The following is a 24,813-nucleotide window of genomic DNA, read 5'->3' as shown; positions in this document are numbered from 1 at the left end:
TACCTAGCTAACAACAAAATAAGGCACCCTGATAAGCAAGGTGCCTTATTCAACAAACATCAATTATTTAGCGATGATGTATAGATCTTTGGTGTAAATTTTATCTTCCGCGTTATTCATTGGGTAACCACCCACTGTTGGTTTAACCAAACGCGCATTTACATAGTGGTAGATAGGTGCAAGCGGCATATCTTGAGCAAGTTGCGCTTCCGCTTGACGGTAGTTATCACTGCGAACGGCATCGTCTACTGCAGCCATCGCACCATTCATGAAGCCATCGTAAGCAGGGCTATTGTAGAATTGGTCGTTGTTACCGTTGTTGCTTTGCATTAACGAAAGGAAGGTAGACGCTTCGTTGTAATCACCACACCAACCCGCGCGAGTAACATCGTAGTTACCGTTACGGCGGTTATCTAGGAAAGTTTTCCACTCTTGGTTTTCAAGGTTAACTTTAACACCCAACGTTTTCTTCCACATAGACGCTACCGCAATAGCAATTTTCTTGTGATTCTCACTGGTGTTATACAACAAAGTAAACTCTAAAGGCTTGTCTTTACCGTAACCTAGCTCGGCCAGTAACGCCGCTGCTTTAGCGTTACGCTCTTTTTGTGTCCAGGTTGCGTAATCTGGCGTATCAACTTGTAAGCCAGCCACTTTTTGGTGAGCAAAATTGTAAGCTGGCAATTCACCTTTACCTACAATGAATTTAGCGACTGCGTCACGATCAATGGCGTAAGACAAAGCTTTGCGCACTCGAACATCGTCAAACGGGGCTTTTTTGTTGTTAAAGCCGTAGTAGTAAGAACATAAGTAAGGCGTTACTTTTAACGAATCTGGCTGCTCTTTTTGCATGCGCTTAAAGTGCTCATTGGCCATTTCGTAAGTCATATCAATTTCACCGGCTAAAAAGCGGTTCATATCGGTGACTTGGTTTTCGATTGGCAGGTACGTTACTTTGTTAATAACGGTACTGTCGTTATCCCAGTAGTTTTCGTTACGAGCCATTACGATTTTTTCGTTAACCACCCACTCGCTCACTTTATAAGCGCCATTACCCACGAAGTTTGCCGGTAGCGTCCACTTGTCACCAAACTTTTCTACCGTAGCGCGGTGAACTGGCTTCAAGGTGGTGTGAGAAGTCATTGCTACAAAATATGGTAGCGCTTGCTCAAGTTTAATTTCGAGGGTGTAATCATCTAGGGCGGTAACCGCTAATTCAGAGGCTGGTTTTTTGCCATCAATAATCTCTGCTGCGTTTACCATGGTAGTCATTTCTAAATACCAAGAGTAAGGAGCGGCTGTTTTAGGGTCTACAGCGCGTTTGAAACTATATTCAAAATCATGAGCCGTTAATGCGTCGCCATTTGACCATTTTGCGTCTTTACGTAGGTGAAAAACGAAGGTTTTGTTGTCTTTAGTTTCCCATGACTCTGCTACTCCAGGCACTAAATTGCCATCGCCGTCTTGGTTTACTAGCCCTTCAAGAAGCTCTCGAATCACGTTTGATTCAGGAACACCTTCGGTTTTATGAGGGTCCAAAGAAGCAGGTTCAGTACCGTTACCACGGACTAATTCTTGTACCGGCGCAAGTTTAACGCCAGCGGGAACATCTGCAGCAAAAGTAGCGGTAGTGAAGGTACTTAGTATTGCGGCGCTAACGAGGCTAGCCGCGAGGGTTTTAGCAGTTTTCATTTTCATCTCCATATTGACACAGTGAGCTATATTTTAGCCTTCTGTGATATTTCCATTCACTTTACATGAATATTAAATCAGTACAATATTCTAATAAAAAGCTCATACACGCCAGATGCTACACTCGAATAACAAAAACGACAAATAATAAGTTACCTTTTACAGCCCATTCATCCCTATTATTCTCGCAAATAAATAGTTTTTTATTGTTAAAGCACTACGTTAAGCTAACCTCTAACAATTATTGTTAATGATCAGTAAAAATCACCTTTACTTAGAACCATCACCCTTTTGTATTACAAAAGAATATGGTTAAAATTACAATAAATGTTCAAAAATTACACCAATCGCTAAATATCACTGTAATTATTTAGTGATTTTTTTACATTTGTAACTTAGCAACACATGATCTGGATCAAGTGGTACCACTAAAGGGCTATTATAATCGCTGGTGAAAGTTAATTACTAAACCACTAAAGCGACATAACGGTCTACGATTTTCAGATTCGAATTAGACAGTATCGGTTTACTAATTAGTTTTAGTTTAAATGAGGAGAACAGGATGCCTGTAGGTAATATTGATGAGTTAAACGCAATGGTTGCTCGAGTAAAGGCAGCGCAAGCTGAATTTGCATCTTTTGACCAAGAACAAGTGGACAAGATTTTCCGCGCTGCGTCACTCGCTGCTTCTACAGCACGTATTGAACTAGCTCGTATGGCGGCTGAAGAGTCTGGCATGGGCATTATGGAAGACAAAGTGATCAAGAACCACTTCGCTTCTGAGTTCATCTACAACAAATATAAAGACGAACCAACTTGTGGCGTTATCGACCGCAACGACGAAGGCGGCACAATTACTATCGCTGAGCCAGTGGGTATTGTGTGTGCAATCGTACCAACGACTAACCCAACGTCTACAGCCATTTTCAAAGCTTTAATCAGCTTGAAAACGCGTAACGGTTGTATCTTCTCTCCGCACCCACGTGCTAAAAACTCAACTAACTTCGCTGCTAAGCTTGTGTTAGATGCAGCAATTGCAGCGGGTGCTCCAAAAGATATCATCGGTTGGATTGATACTCCTTCAGTTGAATTGTCGAACGCATTAATGAAGCACGATGACATCTCTCTTATCCTTGCAACTGGTGGTCCAGGCATGGTTAAAGCTGCTTACTCTTCAGGTAAGCCTGCAATTGGTGTTGGCGCGGGTAACACACCTGTTGTTATCGACGAAACTGCTGACGTTAAACGTGCTGTTTCTTCTATCTTAATGTCTAAGACTTTTGATAACGGCGTAATCTGTGCTTCTGAGCAAGCGGCTATCATCGTTGAATCTAAGTACGACGAAGTTATGGCGCGTTTCGCTAAATACGGCGCAGCTGTGCTTAACAAGGCTGACGCAGATAAAGTACGTAAAGTACTGCTTATCAATGGCGCGCTTAACGCTAAAATCGTTGGCCAACCAGCATACAAAATTGCTGAGCTAGCGGGCGTAACAGTACCTAAAGCAACCAAAATCTTAATCGGTGAAGGCTTAGAAGCGTCTTACGATGATGAGTTTGCTCATGAGAAACTATCTCCAACGCTAGGTGTGTTCAAAGCGAAAGACTTTGAAGATGCTGTTCGCCAAGCGGGTATCGTATTAGACATCGGTGGTGTTGGTCACACATCTGTACTTTACACCGACCAAGATGCTAACGCTGATCGTATTGCTTACTTCGGTGACAAAATGAAGACTGCACGTATTCTTGTGAATACACCTTCTTCACACGGTGGTATTGGTGACCTTTACAACTTCGAATTAGCGCCTTCATTAACGCTAGGTTGTGGTTCTTGGGGTGGTAACGCGATTTCTGAAAACGTGGGTCCAAAACACTTAATCAACAAGAAAATTGTAGCGAAGCGAGCTGAGAATATGTTGTGGCATAAACTTCCTAAATCTATCTACTTCCGTCGTGGTTCATTACCAATCGCTATGGACGATCTAGATGGCAAGAAACGCGCACTTATCGTGACTGACCGTTTCTTATTCAACAATGGTTACATCGACGACCTTCGCTCTATCCTTAAAGAGAAAGGCATGGAAGTTGAAGTATTCCACGAAGTTGAAGCTGACCCTACATTAACAGTAGTAAAAGCCGGCGCTGCAGCATGTCATAGCTACCAGCCTGACGTTATTCTAGCTGTTGGTGGTGGTTCACCAATGGACGCTGCGAAAATCATGTGGGTAATGTACGAGCACCCAGAAACTGATTTCGAAGACCTATCAATGCGCTTTATGGATATCCGTAAACGTATTTACAAGTTCCCTAAAATGGGTTCTAAAGCAGAACTAGTATGTATTACTACTACTTCTGGTACTGGTTCTGAAGTAACACCGTTCGCCGTTGTAACTGACGATTCAACCGGTCAAAAATACCCATTAGCTGATTACGAACTAACGCCTAACATGGCAGTAGTTGACGCTAACTTAGTAATGGATATGCCTAAGTCTTTATGTGCCTTTGGTGGTTACGATGCGATTACTCACGCTATGGAAGCTTACGTTTCTGTACTAGCCAACGAGTACTCTGACGGACATGCACTACAAGCACTTAAATTACTGAAAGAATACCTACCTAGCTCTTACGCAAACGGTAAAACAGACCCAGTTGCTCGTGAGAAAGTTCACAATGCTGCAACTATCGCTGGTATGTCTTTTGCGAATGCCTTCTTGGGTGTGTGTCACTCAATGGCGCACAAACTAGGTGCTGAGTTCCACGTACCACACGGTTTAGCAAATGCGTTGTTGATTTCGAACACCATTCGTTACAATGCAACTAACAACCCAACTAAACAAACTGCATTCTCGCAGTACGATCGCCCTAAAGCGCGTGCTCGTTATGCTGAAGTTGCGGCACACTTAGGCTTCACTGCAGGTAACACTGAAGACAAGATTAACGCATTGTTAACATGGTTAGATGAAATGAAAGTGGCGCTTGATATTCCACTATCAATTCAAGCAGCTGGTGTGAACGAAGCTGACTTCTTAGCGAAAGTTGATGAACTAGCGGTTGACGCGTTTGATGACCAATGTACTGGTGCAAACCCACGTTACCCATTAATCAGCGAATTGAAGCAAGTACTACTTGATTCATACTACGGTCGTCCATACACCGAAGCAGCAGACAGTGCTGAAGCTGAGTCTCAAAAAGCTAAAAAACCAGCGGCTAAGAAAGCAACTAAAGCGAAAGCTTAATTGCTAACTAAGTCCTGAACTATAAGGCCCCGTTTACGGGGCCTTTTTTTTACTTTAAAATTCGCCTTACGCTTTGTCATATCGGGCAGCTATACTCATTTAAAGATATTCTGGGGTTATTGTTATGTCACTTTCAAAAGCTATTGCTCTATCAGCTTTGTTAATTAGCACCGCCAGCCTAGCCGAGGTTTTGCCCTTTGAGGCTGAATATAGCGCGAACTTTAAAGGCATCCCTATTGCAAAAGGCTATCGTCAACTTATCGATTTAGGCAACGATACCTATCAAATTAAAAGCATTGGCACTGCCCTCGCTGGCGGTTTAAAGTACGACGATACCTCGCGTTTTACCTATCATGAACAAGACGTACAAACTTTAGGTTTTGTGCTGAAGCAAAGCGGCCTTTTTTCTACTACTCAGGTCACAGGGCATCCCGATAGAAAGGGTGGATTAATTGTAGATGTTGATGGCGAGCGCCATCATTTTGAAGCACCAGAAGATGTTCACCAATTAATGGATGCGGCGGGCTTTTCAGTACAACTACAGAATGACTTAAAGAAAGGCCTGACCGATTTAGACTATCACTACAATGTGATTGACGAGGTAGATAACTACCGCTTTACCGTGGTAGCGGAAGAAACCGTTGAAACTAACTTGGGCACTTTTCAAGCCTTAAAAGTTGAACAAAAGAAACGAGAAGGCCGCAGCACTTGGCTATGGCTAGCGCCAGAGTTAGATTACCATCTGGTTAAAGCTGAGATTATTCGTAACGGTAAAAGTTGGGCAACCCTTGAGGCCACTCGGCTTGATATTCAAGGTTTAGACGATCAACAAATCGTTAAGAACTAAATCAGAAGAACTAAATCGAAAGAACTAAATCGAAAGAACTAAAGCCTACCGTTAATACTTCATCACCTGCGTGTTCACTATTTTACTTTGAACACGCTGCTGCTCTGCTTCTGCCCAAAACTGATGCGCTTGCAACTGAATCCAGTCGCTAAACTGCTTTATCTTGTCACGATTAAAATAGGGTTTAGGTGCAACCAAGTAATAACTGTAACGCGGCTTCACTTCTACCTTTCCTAGCTTTACTAACACACCTTGCTGAATATACTTCCATGCCAAGCTATGTCTTACTAAGGCTATTCCTTGCACCGCTAACGCCCCCTCAATAACCACATGAGCGCCTTGGTAACGTAAATTAGCCTTAGCTGTACTTGATTCATAACCAGCCACTTGCAGCCAATGTTGCCAGTTCATATCTGGCCTCGCATCATCTATCACGGTGTGTTCGCTTAAGTTATTGAGCGATTCAATGGGGTGCTGCTTTAAATACAAGGGATGACAAACTGGATAAAGATGATCATCCATCAGTTTAACCGAATGCAATCCTTCGTAATCACCCAAGCCATAACGTACACATAAATCCACGCGATCCTGGCGAAAATCAATCAAGCTGTTCTTGGGCATAAGCATTACCGACAAATCTGGATGCTGCTGGCTAAACTCACCAAGCCGTGGCACCAGCCAATGCTGAGCGAACGATGGCAATACCGATAACGATAAGCTGAGTGGATCTGGGTCTTGGCTAATTTGTCGCACCCCATCCTGCAGGCTACGAAAAGCTTGTTTGGCATAGTGATGCAAGGTAACACCTTCCGGCGTTAGCACTACCTTACGATGTTGCCGCTCAAACAACTGTACCTCAACTCTCTCTTCTAACTGGCGAATTTGCTGGCTCATAGCTGCGGCACTCACATACAGCTTTTCGGCAGCTTGTTTAAAACTGCCCGTCTCTGCCGCTAGATAAAAATAGTACAAGCCCTGCAAGGGTGGCAAACGCTCACTCACTTAAGTTTTCCTTAACCGAAAGTCAATTTTAGTCGTTTGTCAGCTTACCCCAATTTAGCGTACTTTTTAACCATCAACACAAAAGGAGTTCATCATGAGTTACTTAAATCAGGCCAACCGTCACGTTCAACACAGTGTTTATGATGTAATTAAATTAAGCATTACACGCTTGCCAAACTACATTAGCCGCTTACTGTTACGCAGAAAAAGCCGCAGAGAACTAGCGTCACTTCCAGACTACTTACTTAAAGACATTGGGGTAAGCAGAGCCGAAGCGATGCACGAAGCGGAAAAACCATTTTGGAAATACTAAGTCTGCGCAAACAAAGGTATTTATCACAAGGGCTTTATAATTCGTTGATGTTAATGTGTTTTATTTAAAGCCCTAAACTAATTGAGTTTTTACAAAATAAAATCTGCTCTGAGATATATTTTTACAAGATGTTTTTTTTGATTGTTTTCCGCTAGAATCATCGAAATTAAGCCACGCGGCCCGCCTCTAGTGGCAGCAATAAATGGATTTAGCGTTTCTTCTTTATGGATCAAGTACAATTTCACAAAGTACCGCCTAATTGCGGGATTAACCTAAGCATTACCACTCGTTTCAAAAAGGCCGCTGACTTTAAAGGCCATTGGATTGGTGTTGATCAAACCAGCTATATTATTTGTCGCCTCAATGGCGGTGACGCAAACTCAGGCATTAACATTATTAGCGAAGGCTGCGAAGTCAATGCACGGTTTCATTGGGACGGCAAACTTATTGCCTTCCGCTCTGAAATTGTCACGCTAATTAATGAACCCGCCCGTTGGATGATTTTACAATATCCGCAAAATGTTATGTCTATGCCACTGCGTAAATACGACCGTTACGAATGTTACCAACCCGCTACCTTACACCTAGATTCTAAACACGTATTACGCGGTGTACTAAAAGACATCTCCTCACGCGGTTGTAAGTTTGTACCTAGTGCGGCTAACAAGTTTAATATCAATGTGCTTAAAGATAAGAACCTTCAGTTACAAACTCGCTTTCCTAAACGAGATGACCCGATAATTCTTACCTGCCAAATAAAAAATACTCCGAATGAGCGTAATGAATTTGCACTCGGCTGCCAGTTTGTTCAAGATTACGAGATTGTAAATGAACAAATTGATAGGCAATTAGTTGATAAAGCCTATGAGAAGAAAATACAGGGTATTGCTTGAGCCAAACCTCCCGTTCCATTTTAATTACTGGCTGTAGTTCAGGCATTGGTCTGTATTGCGCCCAGCAACTTCATTCACGCGGTTATAAGGTTATTGCTTCCTGCCGAAAGGCTGATGATGTTCTGCGTCTCCAGCAAGCTGGCCTTCACTGCGTGCAGCTAGATTTGGCCAGTGATACCTCTATAGAGTCAGCTTGGCAACAAGCCTTAAACATTAGTAATGGCCAGCTCGATGCTGTATTTAACAACGGCGCTTATGGCCAGCCAGGGGCGTTAGAAGATTTACCCACCCAGGCCTTACGTGAGCAGTTTCAAACCAATCTTTTTGGCTGGCACCACCTAAGCCGTTTGGCCATAGCACACATGCTCAAACAGCAAAGTGGGCGTATTATTCAAAACAGCTCAGTATTAGGCTTGGTGGCCATGAAGTACCGTGGTGCTTACAACGCCAGTAAATTTGCCCTAGAAGGATATACCGATACGCTGCGTTTGGAACTGTCTGACACGCCGCTGCACTTATCACTTATCGAACCCGGCCCTATTACTAGCCACTTTAGAAAAAATGCCAAACGTGCTTTTGAGCAACATATCGATGCTAACAATACTCGCCACCAGCAGGCTTACCAGCAAACGCTTGAGCGATTAACGCAAGAAGGGCCAAGTAGCCAATTCACCTTGCCCGCTAGCGCCGTTTACAAAGCGCTATTGCACGCATTAGAAGCCAACAACCCCAAGGCCCGATATTACGTCACCTTTCCTACACATTTGTTTGCTTGGTTACGGCGCATTTTGCCGGTTGCCATACTGGACGCAATTCTTAAAAAAAGCTAAAGCTACTGGCAGCTTAAGCCTCTCATGTTAAAGTAGTTTTCTCTTTGTATGAGTGGATTAACCATGAAACCTTGGATCAGCCGTTTAGGCTCTTTATTACTTATTTTTTCTAGCAGCCAAATTGCTGCAGAGCCTTCACTTTGGTTAGCAACTAAAGGCCATCAACAGCTTTATCTATTTGGATCGATTCATCTTGGTACCGAAGATTTTTATCCACTACCTGCGCCATTTACTGAGGCTTACCAACAAAGCCAGCGCTTAGTGATTGAAACCAACGTGAGCAACATTAGCAGCCAAGACCAACAAGTGCTGAGTGCAGCTAGCCAACTGCCTGCCGGCAAAAGTCTTAGTGACTATATCAGCCCTCAATACATGACGCTTTTAGCCAAGCGCAGCCAAGAATTGGGCCTTTCTTCGCACATTTTCGATAACATGCAGCCCTGGTATGTAGCGGTGGTACTTAGCCAGCTACAAATGCAAACTTTAGGTTATCAGCCAGAGCTTGGTCTAGATTTGCACTTTATTAAGCAAGCGGCACATAGTAATACACCGGTATATGAACTTGAGAGTTTTGCCGATCAAATAGAAGCATTAAGTAGCCTAAGTAGCATTCAGGTTCCGCTACTGGAGCAAACCCTCGATGACTTTGACCAAGTGCCTGATTTATTCAAGCAATTAGTCAGTCATTGGAATAACGGCGAGAACAACAAGCTACTTAACTTACTCAACGACGATCCAATGTTTCAACAAGGGGCTGAGCAGGTACTTGAAAAACTTCTTTATCAGCGAAATCGCAACTGGATGAAACAACTTACTCAGCTTGAAAATACCAGTTTTGTGGTAGTAGGTGCCATGCATTTATACGGTGAACAAGGACTATTAGACAGCCTTAAAAAGCTGGGTTACGCAATCCGTGAAGTCGATCCTTTAACAAATTGACCCACATCAATTTGACATTTCATTGACTAAATTAAGCTAACTTTACTTACCTGAAAGGAGAGTTAGCAATGGAACTTTGGCTCGATTTACTGTTTGGTAACAGCATTGGATTAATGTCTGTCACTGTAATTGCCACTACAATTGCGTTGATGGGTTTTTATACTTATTACTTCTTGAAAAAAATTCGTCAAAGCGAACCTCCACAAAATTAAGCAAACGCAGCGGTTGCACCGCTGCCCGCTCTGTTTTATAAAGAAGGGACTTCGTTGTTCAGGGGTTCTTTTATGTCTAATGAATTTGATCTTTTCCAGCAAGAAGTTGCTGGCGTAAAACCGTTAAAACAAGATGCGGTACTCAGTAGTTCTGATAGCCTCAATGATGCGGCCAAGCAAGCGCGTCAACAAGCCGCTGAGCATCATCACGCCACTTCTCAAGATTATTTATCCCTCGAGCATGTCACCCTGCTTCATCCTGACGATTTAGTGTCATTCAAAAAGTCAGGCTTACAACAAGGTGTGTTTAAAAAGCTACGCTTAGGCAAATATGAGATTCAAGCCAAACTCGATTTACATAAGTTTAGGCTAGAACAAGCTCGTAACGAGGTGGTGAGCTTTATTAAGCAGTGCCAAGAGCTCAATATTCGTAGCGCCCTTATCATTCCTGGTAAAGGCCACAACAGTGAACCACCCGCTTTACTTAAAAGTTACGTAAGCCAATGGTTACCACAAATTGATGCGGTATTAGCCATTCATAGTGCCCAAACCATGCACGGTGGCACAGGCGCTATTTACGTTTTATTGAAAAAAAGCGAGTCACAAAAACTCGATAACCGTGAGCGTCACGCTCGCCGCCTAGCGTAAACTAGGTTACTCAAGGAATTACTATGTCTAAGCAAAGCGCTTACCAAGCACTCAGCCAACATTTTCAGCACCTTTCTAAGCTGTCACATTTAAGTGCTATATGCGGCTGGGATCAAGCTACCATGATGCCAGATGGCGGCAATCAAGCGCGTGCAGAAGCCCTCGCCGAACTAGCGGTGCTAATTCATGAAAAAGCCACTCGCCCTGAAATGCAAGATTGGCTAGGCCAGGCTGCACAAGAAAATCTTAACCCTATTCAACAAGCTTCATTACGAGAAATGGAACGCAGTTGGCGCAACAATACTGCACTGCCAGCAGACTTAGTAAAAGCAAAGTCTTTAGCCACTGCCCATTGTGAGCACGCTTGGCGAGACCAACGCGGCGCCAACGACTGGAAATCTTTTCAGGTAAACCTGCAAGCCGTTATGCAACTGGCGATAGAAGAAGCACAGATCCGTGCCGAGCAAACAGGTTTGAATCCTTACGATGCTATGCTGGATTTATACGAACCAGGCATGCAAATGCAACGTTTAGACACGGTATTTGGCGAGATCCAAACTTGGTTACCGCAACTAATTCAACAAGTGGTTGATAAGCAATCTACTTGGCCAGCACTACAGCTAAATGGGCCTTTTCCTAGCGAGCAACAAAAGCAACTTGGTTTGGCTGTAATGGAAAAACTGCAATTTGATTTTAAGCGCGGCCGATTAGATGTAAGCGCTCACCCCTTCTGTGGCGGCGTACCTAGCGATGTTCGTATCACCACCCGTTACGAAGAAGAAGACTTTACCCGTTCATTAATGGGTGTAGTACATGAAACAGGACATGCCCGTTACGAGCAAAACCTACCGCTAGATTACCTAGACTTGCCCCTTGGCCAAGCCCGCTCTATGGGTATTCATGAAAGCCAGAGCCTATTTTTTGAAATGCAGCTAGGGCGCAGCCAACCATTTGTAGAGCAGTTGCTTCCCTTGGTTAATCAGCATTTATGCCAACAACAACCCATGCAATTAGAAGAACTTAAACGCCACTACTTAAGCGTTAAGCCCGGTTACATCCGCGTCGACGCTGATGAGCTCACCTACCCTGCTCATGTTATGTTGCGTTACGAATTAGAGCGAGACTTAATTAATCAGAAAATTAGTGTGGCGGATATCCCAGAGCTGTGGGACCAAAAGATGCAGCAATATTTAGGCTTATCCACCAAGGGGAACTTTAAAGATGGTTGTATGCAAGATGTACATTGGCCTGCTGGCTTAATCGGCTACTTCCCCTCCTATTCACTTGGGGCAATGTATGCGGCGCAGTTTCATGCTGCTCTGGTAAAAGCAAAACCAGATACTCCACAAGCGATTGCCGCTGGAGATTACAGTGGAGCCTTTGCTTGGCTTCAACAACATATTTGGTCGCAAGCCAGTATTTATGAAACCGATGAGTTGGTACGCCGCGCCACTGGCGAAACATTGAATAGCCAGTATTTTGAACAACATCTTCGTACAAGGTACTTATAGAAGAGGCTAATAGGCAATTGCTACCCTAGTAGCAGTTGCCATTCCCACCCTAAGCTTGTTGCGAACCCCACTGTTGATGATTAAATGGCTCAATAAACGATTGATTCAAGTAACCATCAGATCTTCTCGGTAATCCACAAACTAAATTACTCACTTTGGCACTCGCTTTAGCTAAGGATACAGCAGAGTTGCTGGCACTAAGGCTTGCACCACTCCAGACTATTGAATTAAAAGCTTCGGGGGCACGTTGCTTTGACTCTCAGAAAAATAACAATTGGACGCTATACAACTAGCGCCCTAGTCCTTGGGTTAATCTACGCTTCGTTCGCGTCTAGTAACAACCAATCTTGAGGATTCAATGGGGAGGGAGCGTCCACTTCGGAGATATTGGAAAACGACCAAATAAACATGGTGCGGAAAAAACTATCAAGATCGTCCACTTCGCCATTTACCGCCACCTGTTTAGTAGGAGGCAAATTGCCAATCACATCACCACCAAAGGCCAATAAACTTAAAGAGTCCGCGTAGAAATCAACGGTTAGCACAAAAAAACGCGTATTATCATTAAAACAAGTAGTTTTATTATCTTGCGCACCAGGCGGCGACAGGGTGGAATGTATATTGTGAATAGTCATAATAGACCTCATTTACGTTAGCCAGAGAAAAATAAAGCATCCCTGTCACACAAATATGCCTACACTTCTGTAGGTCTAGTCCATCAATTTCGGGCAATTATTGCACAAAAAGTCCTACAAAACGACAGCTTTGACTAAAATTTTGAACTAAGCCTCAAAACTAGCAGTTCGAGACTAAATTTTGCTCTCGTTTGGTTATTTGCCGAGCATCAGGCATAATCCTTTGCACTATAAATTAGCTAGGATTTTAAGCTCGCTATGCACAATGCTGAAATAACTGGTTGGGGCAAATGTATGCCTCCAGCACGACTCTCTAACCACGACTTAAGTACATTTCTCGACACATCGGATGAGTGGATTAGTAGCCGCACAGGGATTAAAGAGCGCTGTGTTTCGCACGTTGATATTGCTGAATTGGCAGCAACAGCAGGCTTACAAGCTTTGGCAGCCGCCGGCCTAACAGCAGATCAGCTAGACGCGATTATTTTGTGTACCTGTACCCCTGGCACCTCGGTACCGAGCAGCGCCAGCCGTGTTCAACAAATTTTAAAAGCTGACCAGGCTGCAGTATTTGATATGAACGCCGCCTGTAGTGGCTTTGTTTACGGTATGCAAACGGCGTCTGCACTTATTCAAACCGGAGCAATGAAGCGCATTTTGTTAATTGGTGCTGAGCGCCTGACTCAACTGCTCGATTGGACCAAACGCGATACCGCCGTATTATTTGGCGATGGCGCAGGAGCGGTTATTTTAGAAGCTAATGACGACGCAGAAAAAGTGGGGTTCTTAGCGGCCAAATTAGGTTGTGACAGCGAAAAGCGTGAGATTTTGTTTATCTCTGATTTCGGAACAAACCGTAAGCGTTTTTCTGGTGTAGACACCTTATACAACTTTCAGTTTGAGGGACCAGAAATCTTCAAACGCGCAGTAAAAGGCATGGGCGAAGCGGCGACTAATGTGCTGGCGCAAGCCAATATAGCCAATAACGAAGTTGACTTTATTGTGCCTCACCAAGCTAACTTACGTATTATTGATGCGCTGGCTAAACGTATTGATGCTCCGTACGACAACATTATGGTGAACATTGAGAAATACGGTAATACCTCTGCTGCTACCGTACCAGTTGCGCTTTGTGAAGCCTTAGAAGAAGGTCGAATCAAACCCGGTGATAACGTATTGCTTGCAGCCTTTGGTGCAGGTTTAACTTGGGGAGCGGCTGCTATTCGCTGGGGTAAGCGGGTTACGCCAATAAATCAATCAGACGCCAGCTTAAGCCCTTGCGATAAAACTGCCTTAGAGATCCTTGCGCCAGCCATTCAGGGCTGCCAAGAGGCTCGTAAGGCGGAAGCTGAGGCCTAATTAACTAAAACCTGATACAGCTAGATACTAGGTCTAGCTGTATCCATTTTAACTCAGCACTACCACTGACTTAAACGAGTTAACCAATGCTGAGTGAGCTCTATTTCGCAACTTAAATATTGGCTACCAGATCCGCTGCCTCCAGCCATCATTAAACGTTCCCACTCACACAAAGAGCGTCTAAATTCACCAAACTCAATCTTAGCGTTATCTAGTGCACTCACGATCCCTCTTGCGCCTTCACTAATGGATTCCAATTCAACAGCTTGATGATTTAACGCCACTAAACGTTGCCGCACTTGATGGTCCAATTGCGCCAAGCTGTTTTCTAAGCATTTGTTTACTTCTGGCTTGGTGTCTCGCTGCCAGCACTTGCCAATAATATTCACTTTGGGTGAACCCGCCTCAGCGCCGCCCAGAGCTTGTTCTTGAGCAAACGCACTCGGCATAGAAAAGCTCAGCGCTACCGCTGTAAAAAAACTAACGATTGGTGTATTCAAGCGTAACTCCTTGAGAATGGATCTTAAGGCTAGTGAGTGAGCCCATGTTAAGTGGAAGCTTCATAGACTGCTCGATAGCTAAATTTTGTACCTCTCCCACAATGGTGCGGATAACACCCGCATGGCAGATGCATACTATGGTGTTTTCTTGCTCTGGAAGTGCGCACAGTTGCTGCCATGCATTCAATACTCGCGTACGAAACTCGGTCACCGTTTCGCCGGTTCTTCCTAAGCGAAAAGTGCTTAAGTTATCGGCCCAAGCTTGTAAGTCTGCGGCTGGAATAGTATCCCAGCCTTGCCCTTCCCAAAGGCCAAAGTTTATCTCTTTGAGCCAAGTTTGGTATTCTACTACTTGCGCTAACCCCAAAGCGTCAGCTAACTGTGAGCAACGCTGTAGTGGGCTGCAAATAATCCTATCGATAGATAATGCAGCAAGCTGAGCGCTGAGTTTAGTGACCACCTGTGTTAAGCCTGTCGATTCGGCTAAGACATCTAACTGGCCGTAACAATGATTTGGCGCAATATCTGGAGCGCTGTGGCGTATCAATAATATTCGGGTCACACCAATACACCGGTATTTAACCCAGCCACTAAGGCAATATAAATCATCACTTCTGCGAGCTGCTGCTGAGCCCCTAAACCGTCGCCAGTATACCCACCAAGCTTTAACTTAAGGTATCTAGCCCAAAGCACAGTAACGACCAAACTACTTATCAGAGCAAGTGCCAAAACATGAGTACTGATTAAGAGTGCCGGAACAGCTACCCAACATAATGCGAGCACAAGTTCTTTACGCCCAATAGACTGCGCGACGGCTTTAGCTTTGCTTGGCTCAGATGGCTCGCGCACATAATCTAAGCGCCATATCAGTAACACCGCGCTAAAGCGGCTTAAACTATGAGCAAGCCAGATAACCAATAACAGATTCATCATCGACAATTGCTGGCTAAGGCTTAATAAGGCGGAAAACTTTAACGCCAACATGCAACACAAACCCAGCACACCATAAGTGCCTAAGCGGGAGTCTTTCATAATGGTGAGTATTTGTTCGGTTTGGTAACCGCCACCAAAGCCATCGCAGCAATCTGCAAAACCATCTTCATGAAATGCGCCAGTCGCCCAGCAACTGGCTACCATCGACAACAACACCGCTAATGGCGCACCCAATACCGGAATCAAACCAATCATTACCGCTGCGCTAAGCCACGCAACTAACCAGCCTACAAAAGGAAAATAAGCCACACACCGACTTAAACTGGTCGCATTGTAAGTGACACTGTTAGGCACCGGTACTCGGCTAAAAAAACTTAAGGCGTTAAACAGCAGATTAAGCTCATGCTTAAGCAGCTTAGCTATGCTCACGGCTAACTCCGGCGGAATCGAATGAAGCCATTTCCTTTAAAAAGTGAACTGCCGAACACACTAACGGATAGGCCAACGCCGCCCCACTGCCCTCGCCCAAACGTAAAGACAAATCTAACAAGGCCTTGGCGCCTAATGCTTTTAATAAACGCTGATGTGCTTGCTCGGCACTTTGATGGCAAAACACCATGTATTGTTTTACTAAAGGATTGATTTGGCTGGCGACTAAAGCTGCTGAAGAACAAATAAATCCATCCACTAAAATAACCATTCGGCGATGAGCAGCTTCTAACATTGCACCCACCATAGCCGCAATTTCAAAACCACCTACTTTAGCCAGCCACTGCTGAGCACTATGGTCACCTTGGTGATGCTTTAGAGCTTGCTCTAACACTGTGACTTTATGCTGTAAGCCTTGGTCATCTAATCCAGTCCCGCGGCCTACGCACTCTGCAACATCAAGCTGTAAACAACCCGCCATTAACGCTGCCGCACTAGCCGTGTTAGCAATACCCATTTCCCCAAAAGCTAATAAGTTAGAGCCTTCTCGTGCGGCTTGTGCTACCCGCTCTGCGCCCACTTCAATGGCTTGAATGCATTGTGCTTGGCTCATTGCATCACCCGTTAAAAAACTTTGGGTACTTGGCGCTACCTTACAACACTCAATACCCTCTTCTGACAGTAATTCAGCCACGCCTACATCTACAATTTCGAAATCGAGGCGGTGTTGGCGGCAAAACACATTAACTGCAGCGCCACCATTAACAAAATTTTGCACCATTTGCGCCGTAACAGCCTGTGGGTAGGCGCTCACCCCTTCACTCGCTATTCCATGATCGGCGGCAAACACTATCATTTTAGGCTTACGAATCTCAGGCTCTAGGGTAGATTGAATCTGGCCAATCTGGCAGGCCAAGTCTTCAAGTTGCCCTAAGGAACCTTGCGGCTTGGTTTTAAGATTAATCTTGTTTTTCAGGGCTTCAGCCAATCCAGAGTCTAAGGCTTCAATGACAAATTTATTATGCAAAATCAATTTCCTAGCAAGGTATGCGCAATCCCTTTAGCTTAGCGTGTTTAATATCGGGTTTTAAGAAAAATATCCATGAAGACTCTAGGAATTTTCTATACTGATGATAAAAGTCTTAATCTATTTGTGGGGAGCGTCGCGATGGATGATAGTGCAGAGCTATTTTTGTTTGATGAAGAAGACGAAGCCGCCAATGACTCAATAGAGCTTACGCCTTGGAAGGTGCTCATTGTTGATGATGACAGCGAGATGCACACGGTAACCAAGCTAGTGCTTAATAATTTTTCTTACCAAGAGCGCAAACTGACCTTTATTGATGCCTACAACGCCGCCGAAGCTTACGAGCTACTCAGCAACCATGCCGACGTAGCAATCGCTTTAGTAGACGTAGTGATGGAAAGTGATGACGCTGGTTTACTGTTGATTGATGATATTCGTCAGCGTTTAAATAATCACGAAATCCGTCTTATTTTACGGACTGGCCAACCCGGTTTAGCGCCTATTAGAGATGTTATTCGTCGATATGATGTCAGTGATTACAAAAATAAAACCGAGCTTAGTGATGTAAACTTAGACACCTTAATGTGTGCTTCTTTGAGGGCTTATCAAGAAATCACTGAACTGCATTTGCAACGCAACAACCTGCGTGCGGTGATAAACTCTTCTAGTCACTTAGCCAATTGTGAAAACGAACAAAAGCTGGCCACCAGTGCCTTTGAAGAGCTATCAAGTTTACTTAGCAAACAACTTAATAATGTCTCTATTAGTGGAATGGCGATTAGCGTTTATCGCTCAAAACTATGTGTTTTACATAGCCAAGGTAAGTTGGACTATTTAAAAGAAATTCACAATCTACATGAGCTCCCCAATCGGATCCAAAACCTGATAAACCAAGTTCAACAAACACAACAACATCAATACGCAGAAGGTAATGCGCTGTTTTATTTAGCGAATAGTGATAGCGAACCAATGATGTTTTATTTAGAAGGTTGGACAGAGCAAGACCAGCCGCAATTCGAACCCTTAAGCTTTTATATTCAAAGTACCTCGGTACGATTAGAGAACCGTCAATTACAAAAGCAATTGGCTCACGGTCAACTACAGCTAGTCGAAATGATCTACCAAAGTATTCAAAGCGAACGCCCCAAAACAGATTTACAGCGCACTATTGAAATCAACTGTGAGCAGCTAGCGCCCGCGTTAAAGCTAAACCCTCAAGAGTGCCTTTACCTGCGCCAAATTGCAGGCTTTTATGATTTAGCCAATGTCGGCCTTCCCGACGTGCTGCTCAGCTGTAATATGCTAAATAAAGATAGCTGGAATAGAATTTCTGAGCACTGCGGCTTACCTGAGTATCTTCAAGATCCCAGCGTACAAATGATAATAGACGCCGCCTTAATCGTGGCGAACCAATATCAAGAATATTGGGATGGTAGCGGCCAACCGTTGGGCCTAGCAGCCGAAGCTATCCACCCCTTCGCTCGAATCATTGCACTGGCGGTATTTTTGGCCGAGTACAGCAACAGTGAGCAACTACAACAGCAGCTTGAGCAACGCGCAGGCCAGCGCTTTGACCCGCAATTAGCAACATATGCGACTAATAACCTTATCTAAGCGCAAATTTAGCTCATCAATGTGTAAACTCTAACCAATATTAAGCTGCCTTATGGGCAGCTTCTTGCTACACTTCGCCCTTGGTCAAATTTGGGGTCTTCCGGTGTTACTTTGCCCTTGCGGCAGCGGTAGTGATTTTCATCAGTGCTGCCAGCCTTTTATAAACGGTACTTCCAAGCCTGTTAGTTGCGAGCAATTAATGCGTTCGCGCTACACCGCCTTCACACTTGGAGATGCTAACTATCTATGGCAAACCCACCACCCTGATTTTCGTCAAGGTGATGCGCCTAGCGCCTTTAGCGAAGACGAAAAAAATCAATGGAAGAAGCTACAAATTCTCTTTAGCTGCCACCTTATTAATGGCCTAGCTGGCATAGTGGAATTTAAAGCCTATTACCAAGAGCATGATCAATTAAACATTTTGCACGAGCGTTCTAACTTTGTAAAAAGCCAAGACCGCTGGTTTTATACCGATGGCGAATTTGCGCCGAAGTCTTTGGCTCGCAATGCTAAATGCCCCTGTAATAGCGGCAAAAAGCTAAAGCAGTGCTGTAAGAAATCTTAACTTTAAAACTGAATAAATCGAAAAGACAATGGAAAGAAAAATCCTTTTAACCGAATGCCCAGATGCCAAAGGCTTAATTTCGAGCATTACCAACATCTGTGCTAAGCACCAACTTAATATCATTAAAAACAACGAATTTGTTGATAATGCTGCCGGCCGTTTCTTTATGCGCACCGAGCTAGAGGGCTACTTTAACGATAAAACCCTGTTAGCCGATTTAGACGGCGCTTTACCTGCTGGTAGTATTCGCCGATTAGAAAGCGCAGGTCGTAAACGCATTGTGATCATGGTGACTAAAGAAGCCCATTGCTTGGGTGACTTGCTAATGAAAGCGGTATACGGAGACATGGACGTAGAGATTGCCGCGGTAGTTGGTAACTACGATAGCCTGCAAACCCTGACTGAAAAGTTCGATATTCCCTTCCATCACATTAGCCATATAGATTTAAGCCGCGAAGAACATGAGCAACAAGTGATTGAAGTGGTTCAGCAATACCAGCCAGACTACGTAGTATTAGCTAAATACATGCGTATTCTTACGCCAGCCTTTGTAGAAGCATTCAATAACAAAATTTTGAATATCCACCACTCGTTCTTGCCGGCATTTATTGGTGCTAAGCCCTATAAACAGGCTTACGACCGTGGTGTGAAAATTATTGGCGCTACTGCTCACTTCGTAAATAACGATTTAGATGAAGGGCCGATTGTTGAACAGCATGTTATTCATGTGGATCACTCATACAGCGCTGAAGAAATGGCTAAAGCGGGACGTGATGTTGAGAAAGCGGTATTAAGTAAAGCCCTGCAGCAAGTATTAGACGAGAAAGTTTTTGTCTACGGAAATCGTACCGTGGTATTTCGTTAATTAAGCATTTTTTAATTAAAATACTGCACCTTAAGTGGCTTTGAGTAATCAAAGTCACTTAGTACCTTATACATATCCACGCCTTTCACTTCAGTATCTACTTCTTGCTGCTTAGGTTGCTTGGCTACTGAGTGCTTTAAACGTGTGAGTAAGTCCACGTTATTGATGACTTCAACGGGCACGCCTTCAACGCTGTCATCAGCATAGGCTGCATAGCCACCTAAAGCTTGCTCTAAGCGAATACTGCTGATATCCCCCACTTGCGCTCTCTTGCTCCAATTGGCTTGCACAGCAAACTCATCGTCTTGTGCCAACAAGGGGCGTCGACTCGCTAATTGAAACTTATCTCGAAGGCTTTGTTGAATTTGCTCTCGATTTTGCTTCTGCATCGAAAACTGAGCTTGGTCACAAACGTTTTGGCTCAACATGCTTAGTAACAAATGAAAACGCGCTTGCTCACCATGAGCGGTACTTTGGTTAAGCGTATCGCCCAACTGCAGTTCGTCACATAAGCTGCTATTTCTAATTTGTTCAACTAACATATTGCCCCTCCGGTTCTATCTCTAGCTATCGGAAAAGCTGGCCAAAACTTTAGCCTATTCGCATCAAACGCGCAGATAATAAGCAAACAGTAGTCAGTCAGTAAAAATCTGCTTATTTTTACTTTACAGCCCACTTTGTTCTGGTAATATGCCGCTCCACAAGCAGGAGGGGTTCCCGAGTGGCCAAAGGGAACAGATTGTAAATCTGTCGCGAAAGCTTCGGTGGTTCGAATCCACCTCCCTCCACCATATTTGTTAAAGAAAGACACCTTAGGGTGTCTTTTTTTATGCCCGCAATAAATGCCAATCGTTACATCATCGCTTGATCAAAACCAGCAGACACAGAAAAACACAACTCAAGTGAATAAGAGCTATTACAGGTAAGAATAAACTGAAACGAATGGGCAGTACGAGAAGAGAAATAAATACGCCAAGCTAATTTTAGCTTGGCGTTCCAACCAAATACGGAAAGTAATAAACGGTAAATAGACTAACTTACTAAGTAGAAAGACATACATTGTGCAAATCTAACCACTCAACTAAGGCGGTCCAGCCATCTTAAGGATAAGCCTTAAGATCTGTAACTTTCCGACCTTGGATCACTCCAAGTTTGGCTTTGACTCAGCGTTGGTGAGACCAAAAGTCTCACCAACAGATTAATATTAAATCAATTCCGGCCAGTTTGGCAAGATCAAATAAACGATAGTATTACTCAACTAACTCTCTGCGCCCTTCTCTGCTTTAACCGAGATAAACTTATGCTAGGATAGCGAAAAGTGATCAGAAAACTCATAAATGGCAGCGCAATACAATTACAGCGGGAAGCAAATACTTATTGTTGATGACCAACGAGCGTTTCAGGTCATGCTTAAGGCTATGTTGCAAAATTTTGGCGCAAACGATGTTTTTTTTGCCAATACTGGTGAAGCAGCAGTAAGAGCCTGTCGTAAACGAAAATTTGACATTTTGTTGGTTGATTACAATTTAGGCACCGGCAAAAACGGTGGCCAATTACTTGAAGAGCTAAGAGTTAGCCAACTATTAGAAGTAGACGCTCTATTTTTTATCATTAGCGGTGATAACAACAAAAGCATGGTGTTAAGTGCGTTAGAGATGGAGCCCGATGAATTTATCACTAAACCCTTCTCGCAGTTTCAATTACACAATCGCTTAGCCAGAGCCCATGTTAAGCGCCAAAGCCTACGTGAAGTATTCCAAGCATTAGCGAAGAAAGACTACACCAAAGTCATTGAGCTATGTGATCAACAGATTGAAGCAGAAAGTCGCTACACCAATTATTGCCGCAACATGCGGGTAGAGGCTCAAATTGCCTTAGGTGAATTTGAAGCCGCCAAAGTGGCTCTCGAAACCATACTTGAAGAACGCAAACAAACTTGGGCTAAGGCAACACTTGGCCGAGTGCACTTGTTACTTAAAGACAATAAAAGCGCAATTAATACACTTAGCCGTTCGGTAACCGAAAGCCCCCTATTACTTACTGGTTACGACTGGTTAGCCCGCGCCTATCGCGCCGAAGGCGAAACTGACAAAGCGTTGGAAACGGTGCTTAAAGCCTCAAAGTTGGCAGTAAATAGTATCGAACGCCAACAGTTGTTGGCCGAGCTCGCCATGGAAGCAGGTGACCTTACCTTAGCTAAAGAAACCTTCTCTACCATTTTACAGTTAGCGCGACGCTCCATTCACCGTGGTCCACATCATCTATGTAATTACGTTCGTAGCCTGATTGATGAAGCTCAGAATGAAGATGACTTATACCGTAAAAACCGCCTGCTACAAGAAGTAAACTCTGTGCTATTTCACGCCCGCCGAGAAGAAGGTAAAGACGAAGACTTTAACTTTGACGCCTTTGAAGGCATTAGCCAAGCGCGTGTACATGCCACTAAAGGCGAAATGAACAAAGCCAAGCGCTTACTATTTGATAGCCACGAAGGCTTGTTAGAAGAGCCCAGTAAAGTAAGCGGCGAACTGTTACCCGATACCTTTCTAACGTTGAACTCAGTGGGTGAGTTTGAATATGCGATGCCCTTTGCTGAAGAGTTAGAAAAACGAGCAGATATAGACCCAATTTCACTCTCTTCGGCCCAAAAAGTACTGAGAGCTGAAGATTTTGAATTGAAACTCGGCCAGTTCCGCGAATACAACAAAATGGGTATCGAGGCTTACGAAGAGAGTCGCTACATTGAAGCCACTAACTTCTTTGACAAAGCGCTCCAAGTGGCCCCTGGCAACACTGGTGCCATTCTCAACAAGATCCAAGCAATACTTAAACAATTAAATCAATCACAAAAAGGCATTAGTGGCCAACTGCTCACCGACTGCAAAACCACAATTAAGCTGCTCGACGGCTTGAAACTCAATGATAACCACGCCGAACGTTACTCAACCCTGAAAAGTGAGTTTCAACAACTAGGTAGCAAAAACAAATAGCCATTGCTCGACAATAAGCACCGCCAAGGTACTTAACATGCTAGTGCTGCCATGCTCGCAAAATCCCGCTTTTGCAATACACTTATGATTAAGCAAGCTTAAAAACTAGCTAATAATCAGTTTGTTGGTAAGCGACAGGAAATTACAAGCAATGGCGAAATGCTCTGAATGTTTATATCAAGACAGCTCTGGTGCAAACTGTACAGAGCCAGCCCTAAGCAGTGGTTTATGTTTCTGGCATGATCCAGACGAAGATAAAAACGGAGACGAGATAAAAGAAAAGCTCGAAAGCTACGCGAAACGCGGCGGAATGTTGCGTGGTATCAGTTTAAAAAAAGCCAACCTAGCCGGCATCGATTTAGTCAATTACAACAATAAACAAGGCTATGACATGACCGGCGTAGACCTTTATCGTAGCAACCTAAGAGGTGCCCACTTATTTAACATTAACCTGCAACACGGCAGCTTAATGAAAGCCGACCTACGTGATGCTAACCTCAATCATGCCAACCTCACCAAAACTAACTTGCTGGGTGCAAAAATGGACTTGTGTAAATGCGATAGTCTTTGTGTGGGAGAAAAAGTACTGCAAGAGCAGCTTGGCAGCGCAGCAGAGAAGCAGCAAGACAAAGATGCAATGGCAGACTACTACCAGCAGGCCGAAGAAGTTTACCGCTGTTTACGTAAAACCGCTGAATCAGAAGGCTTATTTACCACCGCAGGGATATTTCTCAAAAAAGAACTCACCATGCGACGCTATCAAATGCCCAAATACTCTTATAAGCGCGCCATCTCAAAACTGGTGGATTTAGTGTGTGGTTATGGCGAACAACCAATGAGGGTTGTACTTACCTCGCTACTAATTATCTTAAGTTGTGCAGTGGTCTACTTTTTTACCGGGATTCATTTTAACGGCAATGTTGTATCTTTAGACTTAAGCCAAAGCCTTGGACGCAATATTGTCGCGTTTTTTGAGTGTCTGTATTACAGCGTGGTCACCTTTACCACCCTTGGTTACGGCGACTTTACCCCAGTAGGTTTTTCACGTATTTTTGCCGCTATTGAGGCCTTTAGCGGGAGTTTTATTATTGCGCTTTTTGTGGTGGTATTTGTAAAAAAAATGACCCGCTAACCACCCTAGAAAAAACCACAGCAAATCAATCTACAAAAATGAAGCGTTTTGGCTTAGTCTTAGGCTAAGCTTTTCGCTAATCATTGATTAGCAATAAAAACAGAGAAGGATCAATACATTGAAATTTGTTGTGCTGGCGGTGCTGGCGATATTTGTAATCTTATTTATTTTACGCGCCAATAACAGCGCGAAAGCTACTAAGCAAAACCGTCAATTAGGCCAAGATTTCTTAAGTAAAAACGGCCAAGAAGACGGCATTATTACCACTGACTCCGGCCTGCAATACAAAGTATTGGAAGATGTGGTTAATAGTGATGAAAAGCCATCGGCCAACAGTACCGTAACGGTACATTATCACGGCACCCTATTAAGCGGACTGGTCTTTGATAGCTCAGTTGATCGCGGCCGCCCAACTCAATTTCCTTTAGGTCAAGTAATTGCCGGCTGGACAGAGGGTTTGCAATACATGAGTGCAGGCGAAAAATTCCGTTTTTTCATTCCTAGTCAACTGGCCTATGGCGACCGCAGCGTGGCTTCTATCCCACCGGGTTCAACCCTGGTTTTTGATGTAGAGCTCATCTCCATCGACACTAAATAAATTCCATAAAAAAGCCTTGGTATTGCCAAGGCTTTTTTATTCAA

24 protein-coding genes, 1 tRNA gene and 1 riboswitch are annotated in these 24,813 nt (G+C 43.9%); of the genes, 17 read left to right on the top strand and 8 right to left on the bottom strand.

The window, feature by feature from the left end; genetic code table 11:
• Positions 1-63: 63 nt before the first annotated feature.
• Complete coding sequence (locus Q4592_RS18860; protein ID WP_303516095.1) at positions 64-1,692, bottom strand: ABC transporter substrate-binding protein; 1,629 nt, start codon at positions 1,690-1,692, stop codon at positions 64-66.
• Positions 1,693-2,254: 562 nt separating this feature from the next.
• Between Q4592_RS18860 and adhE the strand changes: the two genes are divergently transcribed.
• Positions 2,255-4,927 (top strand): bifunctional acetaldehyde-CoA/alcohol dehydrogenase, encoded by a 2,673-nt coding sequence (adhE, locus tag Q4592_RS18855; protein ID WP_303516092.1) that lies wholly within the window; start codon positions 2,255-2,257, stop codon positions 4,925-4,927.
• Positions 4,928-5,051: 124 nt separating this feature from the next.
• Positions 5,052-5,774: a DUF3108 domain-containing protein gene (locus tag Q4592_RS18850; RefSeq protein WP_137672659.1), complete on the top strand. Its 723-nt coding sequence runs from the start codon at positions 5,052-5,054 to the stop codon at positions 5,772-5,774.
• 51 nt (positions 5,775-5,825) lie between these two features.
• Here the strand turns inward: Q4592_RS18850 and Q4592_RS18845 are convergent, their stop codons facing one another.
• Complete coding sequence (locus Q4592_RS18845) at positions 5,826-6,776, bottom strand: LysR substrate-binding domain-containing protein (RefSeq protein WP_303516088.1); 951 nt, start codon at positions 6,774-6,776, stop codon at positions 5,826-5,828.
• A 94-nt stretch (positions 6,777-6,870) separates the two neighbouring features.
• Here Q4592_RS18845 and Q4592_RS18840 point away from each other — a divergent pair, with 94 nt between their 5' ends.
• From Q4592_RS18840 to Q4592_RS18810, 7 genes are all read left to right on the top strand, one after another.
• Positions 6,871-7,089, top strand: coding sequence for a DUF1127 domain-containing protein (locus tag Q4592_RS18840; RefSeq protein WP_303516086.1), 219 nt, complete (start codon positions 6,871-6,873; stop codon positions 7,087-7,089).
• 224 nt (positions 7,090-7,313) lie between these two features.
• Positions 7,314-7,982, top strand: coding sequence for a PilZ domain-containing protein (locus tag Q4592_RS18835; RefSeq protein WP_137672656.1), 669 nt, complete (start codon positions 7,314-7,316; stop codon positions 7,980-7,982).
• Positions 7,979-8,812, top strand: coding sequence for an SDR family oxidoreductase (locus Q4592_RS18830; RefSeq protein ID WP_303516082.1), 834 nt, complete (start codon positions 7,979-7,981; stop codon positions 8,810-8,812). Before Q4592_RS18835 ends, Q4592_RS18830 begins: the two co-directional genes overlap by 4 nt.
• 63 nt (positions 8,813-8,875) lie before the next feature.
• Positions 8,876-9,751, top strand: a complete 876-nt coding sequence (locus Q4592_RS18825) for a TraB/GumN family protein (protein ID WP_303516079.1) — start codon at positions 8,876-8,878, stop codon at positions 9,749-9,751.
• A gap of 68 nt (positions 9,752-9,819) precedes the next feature.
• Positions 9,820-9,963 (top strand): DUF3149 domain-containing protein, encoded by a 144-nt coding sequence (locus tag Q4592_RS18820; RefSeq protein ID WP_137672653.1) that lies wholly within the window; start codon positions 9,820-9,822, stop codon positions 9,961-9,963.
• A 72-nt stretch (positions 9,964-10,035) separates the two neighbouring features.
• Entirely contained in the window at positions 10,036-10,611 is a 576-nt protein-coding gene (gene smrA / locus Q4592_RS18815) for a DNA endonuclease SmrA (protein ID WP_303516075.1), read from the top strand.
• 23 nt (positions 10,612-10,634) lie between these two features.
• Positions 10,635-12,122, top strand: coding sequence for a carboxypeptidase M32 (locus Q4592_RS18810; RefSeq protein WP_303516073.1), 1,488 nt, complete (start codon positions 10,635-10,637; stop codon positions 12,120-12,122).
• A gap of 314 nt (positions 12,123-12,436) precedes the next feature.
• Here Q4592_RS18810 and Q4592_RS18805 read toward each other — a convergent pair whose 3' ends face one another.
• Positions 12,437-12,757 (bottom strand): hypothetical protein, encoded by a 321-nt coding sequence (locus tag Q4592_RS18805; protein ID WP_303516071.1) that lies wholly within the window; start codon positions 12,755-12,757, stop codon positions 12,437-12,439.
• Between the two features lie 258 nt (positions 12,758-13,015).
• Between Q4592_RS18805 and Q4592_RS18800 the strand changes: the two genes are divergently transcribed.
• Positions 13,016-14,116, top strand: a complete 1,101-nt coding sequence (locus Q4592_RS18800; RefSeq protein WP_303516069.1) for a ketoacyl-ACP synthase III — start codon at positions 13,016-13,018, stop codon at positions 14,114-14,116.
• Between the two features lie 59 nt (positions 14,117-14,175).
• Here the strand turns inward: Q4592_RS18800 and Q4592_RS18795 are convergent, their stop codons facing one another.
• The 4 genes from Q4592_RS18795 to cobT are packed head-to-tail and all read right to left on the bottom strand — an operon-like array spanning position 14,176 to position 17,005.
• Positions 14,176-14,616, bottom strand: a complete 441-nt coding sequence (locus Q4592_RS18795) for a lysozyme inhibitor LprI family protein (protein WP_137672648.1) — start codon at positions 14,614-14,616, stop codon at positions 14,176-14,178.
• A complete protein-coding gene (locus Q4592_RS18790; protein ID WP_303516067.1) occupies positions 14,597-15,178 on the bottom strand; it encodes a histidine phosphatase family protein in 582 nt (193 codons plus the stop codon). The genes Q4592_RS18795 and Q4592_RS18790 overlap by 20 nt, the downstream gene beginning before the upstream one ends.
• The gene (locus Q4592_RS18785; protein WP_303516064.1) at positions 15,175-15,978 is read right to left on the bottom strand and encodes an adenosylcobinamide-GDP ribazoletransferase; all 804 of its coding nucleotides are present in this window, start codon (positions 15,976-15,978) and stop codon (positions 15,175-15,177) included. Before Q4592_RS18785 ends, Q4592_RS18790 begins: the two co-directional genes overlap by 4 nt.
• Positions 15,965-17,005 (bottom strand): nicotinate-nucleotide--dimethylbenzimidazole phosphoribosyltransferase, encoded by a 1,041-nt coding sequence (gene cobT / locus Q4592_RS18780; protein ID WP_303516061.1) that lies wholly within the window; start codon positions 17,003-17,005, stop codon positions 15,965-15,967. The genes Q4592_RS18785 and cobT overlap by 14 nt, the downstream gene beginning before the upstream one ends.
• 75 nt (positions 17,006-17,080) lie before the next feature.
• On the opposite strand from cobT, the gene Q4592_RS18775 reads away from it, so the two are divergent.
• From Q4592_RS18775 to purU, 3 genes are read left to right on the top strand one after another with little or no spacing between them, the layout of a single operon-like run.
• Complete coding sequence (locus tag Q4592_RS18775) at positions 17,081-18,619, top strand: DUF3369 domain-containing protein (protein WP_303516059.1); 1,539 nt, start codon at positions 17,081-17,083, stop codon at positions 18,617-18,619.
• A gap of 52 nt (positions 18,620-18,671) precedes the next feature.
• Positions 18,672-19,184, top strand: coding sequence for a YchJ family protein (locus Q4592_RS18770; RefSeq protein WP_303516057.1), 513 nt, complete (start codon positions 18,672-18,674; stop codon positions 19,182-19,184).
• A 28-nt stretch (positions 19,185-19,212) separates the two neighbouring features.
• Positions 19,213-20,049 carry a formyltetrahydrofolate deformylase gene (gene purU, locus Q4592_RS18765; protein WP_303516055.1) on the top strand — a complete coding sequence of 279 codons (837 nt, stop codon included), beginning with the start codon at positions 19,213-19,215 and terminating at the stop codon, positions 20,047-20,049.
• 11 nt (positions 20,050-20,060) lie between these two features.
• On the opposite strand, the gene Q4592_RS18760 is transcribed toward purU, so the two are convergent.
• The gene (locus tag Q4592_RS18760; RefSeq protein ID WP_303516052.1) at positions 20,061-20,591 is read right to left on the bottom strand and encodes a VC2046/SO_2500 family protein; all 531 of its coding nucleotides are present in this window, start codon (positions 20,589-20,591) and stop codon (positions 20,061-20,063) included.
• Positions 20,592-20,756: 165 nt separating this feature from the next.
• On the opposite strand from Q4592_RS18760, the gene Q4592_RS18755 reads away from it, so the two are divergent.
• The 4 genes from Q4592_RS18755 (at position 20,757) to Q4592_RS18740 (ending at position 24,769) form a co-directional block, all read left to right on the top strand.
• A tRNA-Tyr gene (locus tag Q4592_RS18755) sits at positions 20,757-20,840 on the top strand.
• A 291-nt stretch (positions 20,841-21,131) separates the two neighbouring features.
• A riboswitch (cyclic di-GMP riboswitch) is annotated at positions 21,132-21,216 on the bottom strand.
• A 170-nt stretch (positions 21,217-21,386) separates the two neighbouring features.
• Positions 21,387-23,039 (top strand): tetratricopeptide repeat-containing response regulator, encoded by a 1,653-nt coding sequence (locus tag Q4592_RS18750; protein WP_303516049.1) that lies wholly within the window; start codon positions 21,387-21,389, stop codon positions 23,037-23,039.
• Positions 23,040-23,190: 151 nt separating this feature from the next.
• Positions 23,191-24,171, top strand: a complete 981-nt coding sequence (locus tag Q4592_RS18745; RefSeq protein ID WP_303516047.1) for an ion channel — start codon at positions 23,191-23,193, stop codon at positions 24,169-24,171.
• A gap of 118 nt (positions 24,172-24,289) precedes the next feature.
• Entirely contained in the window at positions 24,290-24,769 is a 480-nt protein-coding gene (locus Q4592_RS18740; RefSeq protein ID WP_303516045.1) for an FKBP-type peptidyl-prolyl cis-trans isomerase, read from the top strand.
• Positions 24,770-24,813: the final 44 nt, after the last annotated feature.

Source organism: Agarivorans sp. 1_MG-2023 (assembly GCF_030548385.1).
Taxonomy (GTDB): domain Bacteria; phylum Pseudomonadota; class Gammaproteobacteria; order Enterobacterales; family Celerinatantimonadaceae; genus Agarivorans.
This window is presented reverse-complemented; position numbering and strand designations above follow the sequence as displayed.

Coding starts and splice junctions, on each gene's coding strand:
- Q4592_RS18775 (WP_303516059.1), top strand. CDS start 17,081: ATGAAGACTCTAGGAATTTTCTATACTGATGATAAAAGTCTTAATCTA.
- Q4592_RS18850 (WP_137672659.1), top strand. CDS start 5,052: ATGTCACTTTCAAAAGCTATTGCTCTATCAGCTTTGTTAATTAGCACC.
- Q4592_RS18745 (WP_303516047.1), top strand. CDS start 23,191: ATGGCGAAATGCTCTGAATGTTTATATCAAGACAGCTCTGGTGCAAAC.
- Q4592_RS18835 (WP_137672656.1), top strand. CDS start 7,314: ATGGATCAAGTACAATTTCACAAAGTACCGCCTAATTGCGGGATTAAC.
- Q4592_RS18770 (WP_303516057.1), top strand. CDS start 18,672: ATGGGCAGCTTCTTGCTACACTTCGCCCTTGGTCAAATTTGGGGTCTT.
- purU (WP_303516055.1), top strand. CDS start 19,213: ATGGAAAGAAAAATCCTTTTAACCGAATGCCCAGATGCCAAAGGCTTA.
- Q4592_RS18750 (WP_303516049.1), top strand. CDS start 21,387: ATGGCAGCGCAATACAATTACAGCGGGAAGCAAATACTTATTGTTGAT.
- Q4592_RS18860 (WP_303516095.1), bottom strand. CDS start 1,692: ATGAAAACTGCTAAAACCCTCGCGGCTAGCCTCGTTAGCGCCGCAATA.
- Q4592_RS18800 (WP_303516069.1), top strand. CDS start 13,016: ATGCACAATGCTGAAATAACTGGTTGGGGCAAATGTATGCCTCCAGCA.
- Q4592_RS18810 (WP_303516073.1), top strand. CDS start 10,635: ATGTCTAAGCAAAGCGCTTACCAAGCACTCAGCCAACATTTTCAGCAC.
- Q4592_RS18805 (WP_303516071.1), bottom strand. CDS start 12,757: ATGACTATTCACAATATACATTCCACCCTGTCGCCGCCTGGTGCGCAA.
- adhE (WP_303516092.1), top strand. CDS start 2,255: ATGCCTGTAGGTAATATTGATGAGTTAAACGCAATGGTTGCTCGAGTA.
- Q4592_RS18760 (WP_303516052.1), bottom strand. CDS start 20,591: ATGTTAGTTGAACAAATTAGAAATAGCAGCTTATGTGACGAACTGCAG.
- Q4592_RS18840 (WP_303516086.1), top strand. CDS start 6,871: ATGAGTTACTTAAATCAGGCCAACCGTCACGTTCAACACAGTGTTTAT.
- smrA (WP_303516075.1), top strand. CDS start 10,036: ATGTCTAATGAATTTGATCTTTTCCAGCAAGAAGTTGCTGGCGTAAAA.
- Q4592_RS18820 (WP_137672653.1), top strand. CDS start 9,820: ATGGAACTTTGGCTCGATTTACTGTTTGGTAACAGCATTGGATTAATG.
- Q4592_RS18825 (WP_303516079.1), top strand. CDS start 8,876: ATGAAACCTTGGATCAGCCGTTTAGGCTCTTTATTACTTATTTTTTCT.